Genomic DNA, 13,353 nt, shown 5'->3' with positions numbered 1-13,353 from the left:
CTATGAAATTCCTGTTCCCAGTTGACCTGCAGTTCTTCGCCTCCAAAAAAGGGGTAGGTTCTACCAAGAACGGTCGCGACTCCATCTCCAAACGTCTGGGTGTGAAGCGCGGCGACGGTCAATTCGTGAAAGCTGGCAACATCCTCGTACGCCAACGCGGTACGAAGATCTACCCGGGTGCTAACGTCATGAGAGGCGGCGACGACACGCTGTTTGCAACGGCTGACGGCATCGTTCGCTTCAAGCGTCTGGGCCGCGATCGCAAACAAGTGGTGATCGAACCGGTCGCTTCTCAAGCGTAAATAGTTCGGAGACGAAAACCCAGCCTTGTCGCTGGGTTTTCTTTTTATCCGGCATGGAGGATTTCTTTTAGTCGTTACGCACGTATGGTACAATGGTAGAAGAAAGAAATTTATCGGTTTGGGTGGGGAAGATGAGGGACGAGCGCACGCTGTTCACGCAGCAAACTGATCAACTGCTGGCCGTATTGAACCGGCAGCGGCACGACTGGCTCAACCATGTCCAGGTTTTGCTCGGCTACCTGCGTCTGGGCCGCTTGGAAGAAGGTGAAAAGTACCTGAAACGCATCGCGGAGCTGGCCATGCAGGAAAGCATGGTGGCCAGGCTGAACAGCTCGCTGCTGTCCGTCTTCTTTTTGACGTTTAACGCGCTAAACAATGACCTGCTGCTGGAAGTGGATGTCTGCAGCGAAGTGGACCTGCGCAAGGCAGCAGCAGACGAGCATGACCTGTTTCAGTTGGTGGCAGGTATTGTGTTTACGGTCGGAGAGCACCTGGACCGGAATGAATTTGAACCGGCCAGCATGCAAATCAGCTTGTACCGAGGCGAAAAGGGCATCCATTTTCGCTTTGACCTGGCCGGGAAGCTGCGTGCATCCGCGCAGTGCGAACTGGAAAAACTGGTACGTGACAAGAGTCGAATTCCGGTGATAATCACCGCGTGCATACATACAGACGAGGAATGGGTACTGGAAACGGCTGTTCCAGTGGCGGAATGAGAGAGGTGACAGCATGTTTGTCGATCAGGTAAGGATTTACGTGAAGGGGGGAGACGGCGGAAATGGAGCCGTCTCTTTCCGACGGGAAAAATACGTGCCGCTGGGCGGGCCGGCCGGCGGTGACGGCGGGCGCGGCGGAGATGTGGTCTTCGTCGTGGATGAAGGGCTGCGCACGCTGGTGGATTTTCGCTACCAGAAGCATTTCAAGGCTCCGCGCGGCGAGAACGGACGCAATAAAGGGCAGCACGGAGCCGGAGCGGAAGACCTCGTCGTGCGGGTTCCTCCGGGGACGACCGTGATTGATGACGATACCGGGGAGGTCATCGCCGACCTGGTCGAGAACGGACAGCGGGCCGTCATCGCCAAAGGCGGGCGCGGCGGACGGGGCAACATCCGCTTTGCCACACCGGCCAATCCGGCGCCGCACATCTCGGAGAACGGTGAACCGGGACAGGAGCGCTATGTGAGACTGGAGCTGAAGCTGATTGCCGATGTCGGTCTGGTCGGCTATCCCAGCGTCGGCAAATCGACGCTTTTGGCCAGCGTAACGGCGGCCAAGCCGAAGATTGCCGCCTACCACTTTACCACGCTGACGCCCAACCTGGGCGTGGTCGATCTGGGCGAACGCAGTTTCGTCATGGCGGACCTGCCGGGGCTGATCGAAGGGGCGCATGAAGGTGTGGGGCTGGGGCACCAGTTTTTGCGACACGTAGAGCGGACCCGTCTGATCGTCCACGTGATCGACATGGCAGCCGTGGACGGACGCGACCCGGTGGAAGATTTCCATCAGATCAACCGGGAACTGAAGCTGTACAACCTGAAGCTGGAAGAGCGGCCGCAGATCGTCGCCGCCAACAAGATGGACCTGCCCGAGGCAAAGGAGAATTTGCGCCGCTTTCAGGAACTGGTGCCCGGTGTGACCGTGTACGAAATTTCAGCGGCTACCCGCCAGGGGGTACAGGAGCTGATGCACGCCGTGGCCGATCTGTTGGAAACGCTGCCGGACAAGCCGGCTGTCGAAGAGGTGGCGGAAGCGGAAGAGCGCGTCGTCTTCCGCGCAGAGAAAGAGCCGGAGCCGTTTGAGATTTCCCGCGACAACGAGGTATATGTCGTCAGCGGCGAAAAAATTGAAAAGCTGGTCCGCATGACCAATCTGAACAGCTACGATTCTGTTCAGCGCTTCGCCCGCATGATGCGCAGCATGGGCGTGGACGAAGCCCTGCGCAAACACGGGGCCAAGGATGGCGACACCGTCCGCATTGGTGATTTTGAGTTTGAATTTGTGGAGTGATAACAGTATGGCGGATATCCCCTCCCTTTCTCCGTTTATTGCGGACAAGCGGTTGCAGCGGGGCGGAGCGGTCGAACTGGTGACGCCCTTGGCAGCAAATCGGCCGCTTCATGCCATCGTCGAACATGTTCATTCGGGCTATCTGATCCTTTCGTACGTGGAGAGCGACACGAACCCCTCCCTGTTGGGAACCATCGTCCGTCTGCGCTGGGAAACGGATGAAGCCATTACCTGGCTGAGTCTGCAGGTGGTGCAGGAACAGGCGGTGTGGCCCGTGAAGCTGGCGCGCCTGGTGCCGACCAGCATCGAACAGGAAGCCAAAGGAGAGCGGCCGCTCCTGCAGCCTGATTTTGTCATCAATGTTCCGTACAAAATCATGGGAGCCCGACCCATAGAAGAAAGCGGGGAGGGCGTCCTGCTTCGGTTTTCCCCGACGCATCTGATTGTCGGCACGGACGGATTCGTCTCCGTAGGCGATTTTTTGCACTTGTCCTTTTTTCTTCCGCATTACAAGCAGGAACTGGTGGCGATGACAAAAGTGGTGGAGAAGACGTTTCGGGACGGTTCGGCGGTGTTAAAGCTGGTCATCACCGATCTGGAGGAAAGATATCGTCACGTGCTGCAGCGTTATTACGAAAAATTGGCACAATCCGGACGCAACGCATAAGTCTTGCAATTCCTTGCAACGAGCAGGAATGCGTGAACGTCTCAGGAAGAAAGCGTTCGTCCGGAGGAAATAAATGGAATATTTTGGGAGCAAAAAGTATGCCTGACCACAGGCATACTTTTTTTGCTGTGCCCGTTTACTTGTTGCCGCTCGGATCTTCCACTGCGTGGGGAGACTGGGCCATTTTTTTCCCCCGCGTGTTGTCGCCGAACTGGTCCAAATCGCTCGGCTTGGCGGCGGGGTGGTTGTTCCGGCGCTCCGACTTGTCCGTCTTGCCGCGTCCAGCCATTGGTCACTCACCTCGCTTTGCTCTGGGTCCGTTATAGTCTGTGCCAAGGGAAATTCGCTCATGTACGAGCAGGCGAGCACAAAAAAATTGCATAGAAGGATTGTCAGGGGAAAAGGGATCAGCTATAATGTCCTCTAGGCGAAAACAACTGTTTTTCTCAGGAGGACACAACGTGTGAAACGGGAAGAAAAGTTTTACTTGATTCGCTCCGACATTTTACCGGAGTCGATCGCCAAGACCATCGAGGCGAAAAAACTGCTGGAGGCCGGAGAAGTGGATACGGTAAACGAGGCGGTGGAACGGGTGGGATTAAGCCGCAGTGCTTTTTACAAGTACAAGGACGGCATTTTTCCGTTCAACGCGATGATGAGTGAGAAGATTATGACCATCACGTTTTCGCTGGAACATCGCTCCGGGTACCTGTCCAAGGTGCTGCAGTACATAGCGGAGCAAGGGGGCAACGTGCTGACGATCAACCAGACGATCCCGCTCCAGGGTATTGCCAACATTTCCATGTCGGTGGACATGGCTCATCTGAAGGTGTCCAGCACGGAGTTTCTGGAAGGACTGCAAGAGATAAACGGTGTGCGCAAAGCGATGATTGTCGGTCGCGGATAGCGGCTGCCGGATAGGAGGAGAGAGACATGGACAAGCAAACGGTAAAACTGGGGTTGATGGGGTTTGGCACAGTAGGCACTGGCGTCGTTCGCATCATCCAGGCCCATCAGGAGGATTTGCAAAAACAGACGGGGCTGGGCATCGAGATCAAGCGGATTCTGGTGCAGGATGCAGAGAAGACCCGGAGCATCCCGTCGATGAACAGCGTGCTTACGACCAATGCGTCCGATCTGCTGGACGACCCGGAGATCGACGTGATCGTGGAAGTGATCGGCGGCATCTCGCCGGCGAGAGAATATATTCTGGCAGCGCTGGAACGGGGCAAGCACGTCGTCACCGCCAACAAGGATCTGATGGCCCTGCACGGCGGCGAAATCCTGCAAAAAGCGCAGGAGAAAGGTTGCGACGTCTATTACGAAGCCAGTGTCGCCGGCGGTATTCCGATTCTGAGAGCGTTGGTGGAAGGTTTTTCGTCTGACCGTATCACCAAAATGATGGGGATCGTCAACGGCACGACCAACTACATCCTCACCAAAATGAGCCAGGACGGTGCCGATTACAGCGACGTGCTGAAGGAAGCGCAGGCGCTCGGATACGCCGAAGCAGATCCCACCTCCGACGTCGAAGGCTATGACGCTGCCCGCAAGATGGCGATTCTGGCGACGTTGGGCTTCCGTGTGCCGATGAAGCTGGAGGATGTGGACGTCAAAGGCATCAGCGGGGTGACCAAGGAAGATATCGCCTACGGCAAAAAGCTGGGCTACGAGGTGAAGCTACTGGGTCTGGCCCGCCGGGACGGCGAAGCAATCGAGGTAAGCGTACAGCCGACAATGATCGCCAAGAGTCACCCGCTGGCATCGGTCAACGGAGTGTTCAACGCCGTCTACGTGCACGGGGAAGCAGTGGGCGAGACCATGTTTTACGGTCCGGGTGCAGGCGAACTTCCGACGGCAACGGCCGTCGTGTCGGACTTGGTGACGGTGGTGAAAAACATGAAGCTGGGTGTAAACGGACGGGGCATGGTCGCTCCATACAAAGAAAAGATTCTCAAGGATGACAAGCAGAAATTGTCAAAATATTTCCTTCGCATCGTCGTGGCCGACAAGCGCGGTGTACTGGCGCAGATTACGCAGCTGTTGGCGGACAAGAACATCTCGCTGGAGCAGGTGCTGCAGCAGCCGTACAACAACGGTGAACAGGCGGAAATCATCATCGTGACGCATCTGGCGTCGAAGGGAGACATGGACGAGGTGCTGCAGGGCATGGAAGAACTGGAGATCGTAAGTGAAGTGAAAAGCTGCTACCGCGTGGAAGGAGGCGAGCAGGCATGAGCCAATGGCAATCGTCTGTTCAGGCCGACCGGCAATCCGGCATCATCGCCCGGTACCGCCAGTTTCTGCCGGTGACGGAAAAGACTCCGCATGTCAGCCTTCACGAGGGCAACACGCCACTGATATACGCTCCGTCTCTCTCCCGGCAATTGGGTGTAGAGCTGTACTTCAAGTATGAGGGGCTGAATCCGACCGGCTCGTTTAAAGACCGCGGCATGGTGATGGCCGTCGCCAAAGCGCTGGAAGAAGGCAGCACCACCATCATGTGCGCCTCCACCGGCAATACCTCTGCTGCTGCCGCTGCCTACGCCGCCCGCGCCGGGCTGCGCTGCATCGTGCTGATCCCGAGCGGCAACATCGCGCTGGGCAAACTGGCGCAGGCGATCGCCTACGGAGCGGAGGTTATCGCCATCGACGGGAACTTTGACGAAGCGCTGCGCATCGTCCGCGACATCACCGCTGCTGAGCCGATCACGCTGGTCAACTCGGTCAACCCGTACCGGATCGAGGGGCAAAAAACCGCCGCGTTTGAAATTTGCGACGCGCTCGGCACCTCCCCGGACATTCTCGCCATTCCGGTGGGCAACGCCGGCAACATCACGGCATACTGGAAGGGCTTCAAGGAGTACCACGCAGCCGGAAAAACGGCACAACTGCCGCGCATGTTCGGCTTTCAGGCGGCGGGGGCGGCGCCGCTGGTCCTCGGCCATCCCGTGCCCAATCCGGAGACGATTGCCACGGCGATTCGCATCGGCAACCCGGCGAGCAAGGATGGAGCGCTGGCGGCCATCGCCGAATCGGACGGTCTGGTGGACAGCGTGACCGACGAGGAAATTCTGCACGCCTACCATTTGCTCGCGAAAAGCGAAGGCATCTTCTGCGAACCGGCATCGGCCGCTTCCCTGGCCGGCGTGATCAAGCTGCGCGAGGCGGGCAGATTGGAGCAGGGCCTGACGATCGCATGCGTGCTGACGGGCAACGGACTGAAAGATCCCAATACCGCCCTCAAGCTGGTAGGGGAAGAACCGCGCTCCGTGCCGGCGACGCGTGACGCGGTGATGGCGTTGATTCGCGAAAATGCGGGAGGCGTTTCGTGATGAACCGTCCTCTCGTGCGGGTCACCGTCCCCGCCAGCACCGCCAACCTGGGACCGGGCTTCGATGCCGTGGGCATGGCCTTTCAATTGTACTCCACAGTGGAGATGGCGCTCAGCGAGACGACGGAAATCGTGCTGATCGGCGAGGAACTGGAGGGGCTGCCCGCGGACAAGGGGAACCTGCTGTACCAGGTGGCCGCAGGACTGTTTGCGGAAGCGGGGCTGCCCGTCCCCGAACTGTATATCCGCGCAACGACGGAAGCGCCGCTGACGCGGGGGCTTGGCAGCAGCGCCGCGGCGATCGTCGGCGCACTCGTCGCCGCCAACAAGCTGGCCGGAGAGCCGTTTGACCGGGAGCGGCTGTTTGCCATCGCCACCCGGCTGGAAGGCCATCCGGACAACGTGGGGGCGTCGCTGTTCGGCGGCATTGTGGTGGCGACGATGCCGGAGCGGGACGAGGAGCCGATCCCTTACGTCCGCCTTGCTCCCCCGGAGGGGCTGCATACGCTCGTAATCATCCCTGACTATCCGCTGTCGACGGAAAAGGCGCGCCATGTCCTGCCTGATGTGTACAGCAAACCGGATGTCATATATAATGTTGGTCATAGCAGTTTGCTGGTGGCCGCTTTGGCCCAAGGCAGATTGGACCTGTTGGGTCAGGCGATGGGGGATCGGCTGCATCAGCCGTACCGGGCTGCGCTTGTCCCCGGCCTGCGTGAAATCCTGGACGGGGCGTCTCGCAACGGCGCACTGGGTGCGGCGCTGAGCGGCGCGGGACCGACGATGCTCTGCTTCTACTCGACGGACGCGGAGCGGGAAAAGCTGCAGGCGTTTGTCGACAGTGTGATGCAAAAGCACGGCGTTTCCTACCGGACGATGCGGTTAAGACCCGATGAGCATGGCGCACAGGTGACAATCTCGACCAGATAGAGAATGCGGATAGGAGTATTGTCATGGAGAAACGATTGGCTTTTCTCGGACCGCGCGGAACATTTTCAGAAGAAGCGGCCCGCGCGTTGACGGCGCGTCGGCCGTTTCGTTACTTGGCGTGTCCGAGCATCATCGACGTTCTGAACGCCGCTGCCACAGGAGAGGCAGACTACGGCGTGGTGCCGGTGGAAAACACGATTGAAGGCACCGTCAACGCGGCCATGGACTGGTTGATTCACGAGGTGGACCTGCCGATTTTGGCCGAACTGGCGCTGCCAATATCACAGCACTTGCTGGTGGCCAAGCGGGACGACATCCTGCCGCTCGAAGCCATTACCCGGATTTTGTCGCACCCGCACGCCATCGCCCAGTGTCACAATTTTCTCCGCAAGCACCTGCCCCACGCTGAAATTGAGTACACCAACAGCACGGCGCAGGCGGCACAGATCGTCAGCGAGCATCCGGAGGAACCGTGGGCGGCGATCGGGACGCGGCTCAATCCGGAAATCTACCCGCTGTCGTTTGCTCAGCAGGAGATTCAAGACTATTCCAACAACTATACCCGTTTTGTCCTCGTCGGTCGCGAACCGCTGGAGATGCCCCCGTCTGACAGGGAAAAGACGACCATCCTGGTCACGCTTCCAGAAGATTTTCCGGGCGCCCTCTACCAGGTGCTGGCCGCGTTTGCCTGGCGCAAGATCAACCTGTCCCGCATCGAATCCCGCCCGACCAAAAAGGGATTGGGCAGCTACCTGTTCGTGATTGACATCGAACAAAGAATGGACGATGTGCTGCTTCCCGGCGCGTTTGCCGAGATTGAGGCACTTGGCTGCCAGGTCCGCCAGCTCGGCACGTATCCGTTTTATCTGAAGGCCATTTACAAGGAGTAAGCCATATGTAGAAGAGGAAAATGCCGGGGACCTTCTGAGCGGTTCAAGCATGGTGTCCGCGTTGGAGAAAAAAGGTGAAAGCGTGGCAAGTGCGTGGAGGAAAGCGGCAGTTTCACTGCACTGCTGCAGAAAACTCCCATCGGAACGGTTGTTTGACGACACGTCAAACAGCCGTTTTTTCGTGCGCTCCGCAAGATGGGCGAACGCCCTTTTTTGCCGGGGTGAGCAAAACGCCCATGGGTGCATACCATGAAAAGGAGTTTCCGAGAGGGAGGAGAAACTGTGAAAATCCACGTAGTTCAACGAGGCGACACCATGTGGAAAATCGCCAAAAAATACGGCGTCGATTTTAAAGAACTGCTTCGCCTGAACAGCCAGATAAAAAACCCTGACTTGATTTATCCCGGCATGCGGGTAAAAATCCCGTCCAAGCGCGTGCCGGTACGGCCGCAGAAAAACAGGACGTCATCATCGCAGGAATCTCCCCGGGTTAAAGAAAAGCCGATCAAGGAAGAACAAATGGAGCCGGAGGTGCCGCAGCAAATCGAGATGCGGCCGATGGAGCCGCCGGAGGAAGACACGGATCAGGAGCTGAAACCGGAAACAGAACCGGAAACGGAACTGGGAACCGAACCGGGAGCGGAACCAGGAACAGAACCAGAGATGGACACAGACATCGGGCAAGAGCGCGAAGTGGAAATCGAAGCAGAACAAGAAGCGCCGCAGGCCCTGCCTTCCGAGCCGTCTGAACTGCCCGCGCCGTTCGGCGATATTGGACCGTATGGACCGAATGTGCCGCCAATGCCGCCCGGCCAAGTAAGACCATACGGGCCGGGAGTGCCGCCAATGCCGCCCGGCCAAGTAAGACCATACGGGCCGGGAGTGCCGCCAATGCCGCCCGGTCAGGTAAGACCATACGGGCCGGGAGTGCCGCCAATGCCGCCCGGCCAGGTAAGACCATATGGGCCGAATGTTCCGCCAATGCCGCCCGGTCAGGTAAGACCATACGGACCAGGAGTGCCGCCAATGCCGCCCGGCCAGGTAAGACCATATGGGCCGAATGTTCCGCCTGCGCCCCCCGGCCAAGTGCGTCCGTTCGTGCCGTACGCTGCGCCGACACCGCCTACCAGGTTATCGCCGCAGGTTGTGCCTTCGCCCACTCGTCCGGTCACTCCACAGCCGCCGATTCAACCGATTCGGCCGCCTGTGCCGCCTCAACTGAGGCCGGTTCCGCCGACGGCTCCACCGGCCAAGGTGAGTCCGACGCAGCCGATCTGCCCGCCTTGCGGAAGACCGCCGTGGGTAAGCCCGCAGACGCAGCAGCCGAACGCGATGCCGCCGCGCGTAAGCCCGGAAATGCTGCCGCCGAACGCGATGCCGCCGCGCGTAAGCCCGGAAATGCTGCCGCCGAATGCGATGCCGCCGCGCGTAAGCCCGGAAATGCTGCCGCCGAACGCGATGCCGCCGCGCGTAAGCCCGGAGATGCTGCCGCCACACGCGATGCCGCCGTGGGCAGGCCCGGAAATGCTGCCGCCACACGCGATGCCGCCGTGGGCAGGCCCGGAAATGCTGCCGCCGAACGCGATGCCGCCGTGGGCGGGTCCGGAAATGATTTCGCCGAACATGATGCCGCCGTGGGCGGGTCCGGAAATGATTTCGCCGAACATGATGCCGCCGTGGACAGGTCCGGAAATGCTGCCGCCACACGCGATGCCGCCGGATTACCTGTATGAAGACAGTCCGTCGAGATGGCGGCGTCCGCCGGGCCGTACCCGCCGCAAGAAGAAGCGGCATCATCGGGAGTGCTGCGATTCGACGTCCAGCTCTTGCTCGTGTCGGGACAGCGGTCACGATGGTCCATATGATGACTTGCCCTATCAAGATTGTCAGTGTGACAGCGGCACACAGGAGAACGCGACCCCGTTGACGTACTCTGCTTCCCAATCCATTCCGGCCCTGCCCGCTCAGGAAGTGTGGCCAAATTGGGAACAGGGGCACGATGAATCTTCTTCTTCCTGAGTGTCAGGACATGAGCAGATCCTTTGTTCTTTCTCTTGAAAAAGCGTTCCGCTGCCGCATCTATGGGATAAAGCCCCGACGCAATGTTCATCTTCTCAAGACGGATCGGGGCCATTGGATCATCAAGGGCTACAAAGATCGGGAGAAGGCGGAGTGGGTGACCCGACTCTCCGATACCCTGCAAGAGAAAGGATTTTACCAAACGGTTCAGTACGTCTCCGATGAGCGCGGAGAGAAAATCTTTCCGTTTCAGAACCGTTACTACACCGTGATGAAAATGATCGATGGCCGGGAAGCCGACAACACCTCGCTATCCGACGTAAAAAAATCGGCCGCGACGCTGGCCAGATTTCACCAGGCGGCCAGCGGCTTCCCCGTCCCTTATCCCTATGCATTTGAAGGCAAACCGGCTTTGCTGGACAAATGGGAAAGCCGATTGGAGCATTTCGAGCGGATCATCTGGCACGTGGAACAGCATGGCCCGCAAAACCGGCTGGAACAAATCATCCTGGAGATGGCGGATGAAGTCATCCGTGACAGCCGCGAGATTTTGCAGACGGCGTACAAACTGCCGCTGGCGTCGGAGCTGTTTGCGGTGGTCAAACAGGGTACGCTCGCCCACCGGGACGTGGCCAGCCACAATTTTCTGATCACGCCGCAAGGAAGATGCTATTTGATCGACCTGGACACCGTGAGCCACGACATGCAGCTCAGCGATCTGGTCCAGCTCATGGGGCGCATGCTGCTGATGCAGGGGTACCGCGTCGAATCGTTTGTGGAAGCGATTGAGGCGTACAGCCGGGTAAATGTGCTCAGCGACACCCAAGTCTGGATGATCCACCAGCTTCTGCGCTACCCGGACAATTTCCTGCGCGAAGTGACGGGCGTGTACGCCAACCGGCCGGGTTACACCATGCGCGGTGTGCTGCAGCTCGTACAGATGGAAGCGCGGCTGCGCCGGTCGCGCCGAATGTTTCTGGAAGCGGGCCCGGCGATTTTTCAGCGCTCTCCCTGGGGGTCCTATCTATTTGTCGGGTAAAAGAAAAAAGCTGACGGCACGGATGCCATCAGCTTTTTTCGCGTTACTTGGAGGCTGCCTTGGACAGGTCGATGCTGTATTTGACAAAGCCGTTTTCCAGCGTAGTCAGGTACTTGAGATGCGGCATCTGTTCGGCATAAGGTTTGGCGTCCGGGGACGTGGTGAAGGTCACGTTTACCTTCTTGGTGATCGGAGCGAACGACCAGTTGTTGTCGGCTGCCGGGTTGATTGTCTTTTGGCTGAGGATGTAATCGATCACGACCTGGCGGTTTTCGTCCGGCGAGTCGATGACGATGTTGCTGCCGTCCAGACCCGGGAAGTTGCCGCCGCCGCTGGCCCGGTAGTTGTTGGTCACGACGATGAACTTGTCCTCCGCCTTGACCGGTTTGCCGTTGTACGAGAGGTTCTTGATCCGGTTCGCGTTCGGGTTGACCAACTTACCCTCCCTGTCGTACCTGGACGGCTGGGTGACGTCGATCTGGTAAGTGACCCCGTCGATGACGTCAAAGTTGTAAGTCGGGAAGGCTTCGTTGATCAGCGGCTGCTCCTCCGTCTTGTTCACGTCGATCTGATTGAACTGGCCGGCGGAGCGTTCCAGCCACTCTTTCAATTGCGCGCCGTTCACCAGCACCGCTTTCAACGTGTTGGGGTAAATGTACAGATCGGACACGTTCTTGATCGCGATGGTGCCGGCCGGAATGTTGGTGTAGTAGCTTGCCCCGTTGCGGCCGCCCGCCTTGAACGGAGCGCCTGCAGACAGCACCGGAATGCCCTCATATTCCGTGCCCTTGATGTTTTTCTCCACGTACCACTTTTGAGCGTTGGTGACGATTTGGATGGACGGATCGTCCTGGACCAGCGCAAAATAGCTGTGGATTGGCGAGGTGGTTGTGCCTACTGCAGAACGCACCCACTCGACGGTTTTGTCGTGATCCTCCTTCACGGCATTGACGATGGAGGTGTCCACGTCAGCCAGAGCTTTTTTGTTCGCAGTATCGTAGATCGGGATCGCCCGGGATTCCGCTTCGACGACCTTCCATTTGCCGTTTTCCTGTTTCAGCGTCAGGTCGACCACGCCCAGATGGTTGCCCCAGTAGCCCGGCATGACGGCCGGCTTGCCGTTGATCAGCCCTTTTTTTGCGTCGATGCCCGGGATGTTCTCATAGCCGGGGCCCGGGAAGACAGAGTGGGAGTGGCCAAACAAGATGGCGTCGATGCCGTCCACTTTGCTCAGTTGATAGCTGGCGTTCTCCAGAGTGGTGCCCGCTTCGACGGGGCCAAGTCCGGAGTGGGGAATGGCGACGATGATGTCGGCTCCCTTTTTCTTCATTTCCGGCACGTATTTCTTCGCCGTCTCCACGATGTCCTTGGCGATCACCTTGCCTTCCAGGTTGGACTTGTCCCACACCATGATCTGCGGCGGAACAAAGCCGATCACACCCACTTTCAGCTTGACGTCCTTGCCGCGCTCATCCTTGAACGTGCGCTCCAGGATCAGATAAGGCGTGAACTTGTTCTTGTCGTTGTCCGGGTTGTTGTCTTTGTCGTCCACGTACACGTTGGCGTTGACGTAGGGGAATTTCGCCCCCTTGAGGCTGCGATCCAGATGCTCCAGGCCGAAGTTGAACTCGTGGTTGCCGATGTTGCCGGCATCGTAGTTCAACAGGTTCATCGCCTTGTAAACGGGATGAATCTCGCCGTCCTTGAGCGGTTTTACCCTTGCCACGTAATCGCCCAGCGGATTGCCCTGGATCAGGTCGCCGTTGTCAAACAGCATTGAGTTTTTCACTTCTTCGCGGGCTTTTTTGATCAGCGAAGCAGTCTTGGCCAGGCCGAACTCGTCCGTTTCCTTGTCTTGATAGTAATCGTAGTTGACGATGTGCGTATGGAGGTCGGTCGTCTCCAAGAGGCGCAGTTTCAGTGTGGAGTCCCCGTTGGCGCTTGCCGGTACGAGCGGGAACGAAAGCGCCGCCACAACCAGGGAAGCAGACAGGAGACAGCTGGCCAGCCTGTGTACGCGTGCCTTTTTCATAGGATTGCATTCCTCCCGTGAAAGATAGATTACGTGCAATCATAGTGTATCACGTCTGTAGGGGATTGGGTATATTTTCCACGGGTAGTTGTCGCAAAGATAAGAATTTTGGCGATTCCCGGGTATTTCCTAT

At 58.4% G+C, this 13,353-nt stretch carries 13 protein-coding genes; 11 read left to right on the top strand and 2 right to left on the bottom strand.

The window, feature by feature from the left end; genetic code table 11:
* The first annotated feature begins 2 nt into the window (after positions 1-2).
* The 4 genes from rpmA (at position 3) to ETC00_RS08030 (ending at position 2,976) form a co-directional block, all read left to right on the top strand.
* Positions 3-302, top strand: coding sequence for a 50S ribosomal protein L27 (rpmA, locus tag ETC00_RS08045; RefSeq protein WP_029097468.1), 300 nt, complete (start codon positions 3-5; stop codon positions 300-302).
* Between the two features lie 131 nt (positions 303-433).
* Positions 434-1,018 carry a Spo0B domain-containing protein gene (locus tag ETC00_RS08040; RefSeq protein ID WP_171565469.1) on the top strand — a complete coding sequence of 195 codons (585 nt, stop codon included), beginning with the start codon at positions 434-436 and terminating at the stop codon, positions 1,016-1,018.
* Between the two features lie 13 nt (positions 1,019-1,031).
* Entirely contained in the window at positions 1,032-2,309 is a 1,278-nt protein-coding gene (obgE, locus tag ETC00_RS08035; protein ID WP_171565468.1) for a GTPase ObgE, read from the top strand.
* 7 nt (positions 2,310-2,316) lie between these two features.
* Positions 2,317-2,976 (top strand): PilZ domain-containing protein, encoded by a 660-nt coding sequence (locus ETC00_RS08030; RefSeq protein WP_171565467.1) that lies wholly within the window; start codon positions 2,317-2,319, stop codon positions 2,974-2,976.
* Between the two features lie 136 nt (positions 2,977-3,112).
* Here ETC00_RS08030 and ETC00_RS08025 read toward each other — a convergent pair whose 3' ends face one another.
* Positions 3,113-3,265: a hypothetical protein gene (locus tag ETC00_RS08025; RefSeq protein ID WP_171565466.1), complete on the bottom strand. Its 153-nt coding sequence runs from the start codon at positions 3,263-3,265 to the stop codon at positions 3,113-3,115.
* Between the two features lie 174 nt (positions 3,266-3,439).
* On the opposite strand from ETC00_RS08025, the gene ETC00_RS08020 reads away from it, so the two are divergent.
* The 7 genes from ETC00_RS08020 to ETC00_RS07990 all read left to right on the top strand — a co-directional run bounded on the left by ETC00_RS08020 (position 3,440) and on the right by ETC00_RS07990 (position 11,188).
* Positions 3,440-3,883, top strand: a complete 444-nt coding sequence (locus tag ETC00_RS08020; RefSeq protein ID WP_171565465.1) for an ACT domain-containing protein — start codon at positions 3,440-3,442, stop codon at positions 3,881-3,883.
* A gap of 26 nt (positions 3,884-3,909) precedes the next feature.
* The gene (locus ETC00_RS08015) at positions 3,910-5,214 is read left to right on the top strand and encodes a homoserine dehydrogenase (RefSeq protein WP_171565464.1); all 1,305 of its coding nucleotides are present in this window, start codon (positions 3,910-3,912) and stop codon (positions 5,212-5,214) included.
* Positions 5,211-6,311 (top strand): threonine synthase, encoded by a 1,101-nt coding sequence (thrC, locus tag ETC00_RS08010; protein ID WP_171565463.1) that lies wholly within the window; start codon positions 5,211-5,213, stop codon positions 6,309-6,311. Before ETC00_RS08015 ends, thrC begins: the two co-directional genes overlap by 4 nt.
* The gene (thrB, locus tag ETC00_RS08005; protein ID WP_171565462.1) at positions 6,311-7,240 is read left to right on the top strand and encodes a homoserine kinase; all 930 of its coding nucleotides are present in this window, start codon (positions 6,311-6,313) and stop codon (positions 7,238-7,240) included. The genes thrC and thrB overlap by 1 nt, the downstream gene beginning before the upstream one ends.
* A 23-nt stretch (positions 7,241-7,263) precedes the next feature.
* Positions 7,264-8,130 carry a prephenate dehydratase gene (gene pheA, locus ETC00_RS08000; protein WP_171565461.1) on the top strand — a complete coding sequence of 289 codons (867 nt, stop codon included), beginning with the start codon at positions 7,264-7,266 and terminating at the stop codon, positions 8,128-8,130.
* A gap of 282 nt (positions 8,131-8,412) precedes the next feature.
* Complete coding sequence (safA, locus tag ETC00_RS20885) at positions 8,413-10,149, top strand: SafA/ExsA family spore coat assembly protein (RefSeq protein WP_371808879.1); 1,737 nt, start codon at positions 8,413-8,415, stop codon at positions 10,147-10,149.
* A 10-nt stretch (positions 10,150-10,159) separates the two neighbouring features.
* Positions 10,160-11,188, top strand: coding sequence for a phosphotransferase (locus tag ETC00_RS07990; protein ID WP_171565459.1), 1,029 nt, complete (start codon positions 10,160-10,162; stop codon positions 11,186-11,188).
* A 43-nt stretch (positions 11,189-11,231) separates the two neighbouring features.
* On the opposite strand, the gene ETC00_RS07985 is transcribed toward ETC00_RS07990, so the two are convergent.
* A complete protein-coding gene (locus ETC00_RS07985; protein ID WP_171565458.1) occupies positions 11,232-13,220 on the bottom strand; it encodes a bifunctional 2',3'-cyclic-nucleotide 2'-phosphodiesterase/3'-nucleotidase in 1,989 nt (662 codons plus the stop codon).
* Positions 13,221-13,353 lie beyond the last annotated feature (133 nt).

It is taken from the genome of Brevibacillus sp. MCWH (assembly GCF_013096935.1).
Classification (GTDB): domain Bacteria; phylum Bacillota; class Bacilli; order Brevibacillales; family Brevibacillaceae; genus Brevibacillus; species Brevibacillus aydinogluensis.
This window is presented reverse-complemented; position numbering and strand designations above follow the sequence as displayed.

Excerpts from the sequence above, each read along its gene's own strand:
- ETC00_RS07990 (WP_171565459.1), top strand. The coding sequence starts at position 10,160 with ATGAGCAGATCCTTTGTTCTTTCTCTTGAAAAAGCGTTCCGCTGCCGC.
- ETC00_RS08040 (WP_171565469.1), top strand. The coding sequence starts at position 434 with ATGAGGGACGAGCGCACGCTGTTCACGCAGCAAACTGATCAACTGCTG.
- ETC00_RS08015 (WP_171565464.1), top strand. The coding sequence starts at position 3,910 with ATGGACAAGCAAACGGTAAAACTGGGGTTGATGGGGTTTGGCACAGTA.
- ETC00_RS08025 (WP_171565466.1), bottom strand. The coding sequence starts at position 3,265 with ATGGCTGGACGCGGCAAGACGGACAAGTCGGAGCGCCGGAACAACCAC.
- pheA (WP_171565461.1), top strand. The coding sequence starts at position 7,264 with ATGGAGAAACGATTGGCTTTTCTCGGACCGCGCGGAACATTTTCAGAA.
- thrC (WP_171565463.1), top strand. The coding sequence starts at position 5,211 with ATGAGCCAATGGCAATCGTCTGTTCAGGCCGACCGGCAATCCGGCATC.
- obgE (WP_171565468.1), top strand. The coding sequence starts at position 1,032 with ATGTTTGTCGATCAGGTAAGGATTTACGTGAAGGGGGGAGACGGCGGA.
- rpmA (WP_029097468.1), top strand. The coding sequence starts at position 3 with ATGAAATTCCTGTTCCCAGTTGACCTGCAGTTCTTCGCCTCCAAAAAA.
- thrB (WP_171565462.1), top strand. The coding sequence starts at position 6,311 with ATGAACCGTCCTCTCGTGCGGGTCACCGTCCCCGCCAGCACCGCCAAC.
- ETC00_RS08030 (WP_171565467.1), top strand. The coding sequence starts at position 2,317 with ATGGCGGATATCCCCTCCCTTTCTCCGTTTATTGCGGACAAGCGGTTG.
- ETC00_RS07985 (WP_171565458.1), bottom strand. The coding sequence starts at position 13,220 with ATGAAAAAGGCACGCGTACACAGGCTGGCCAGCTGTCTCCTGTCTGCT.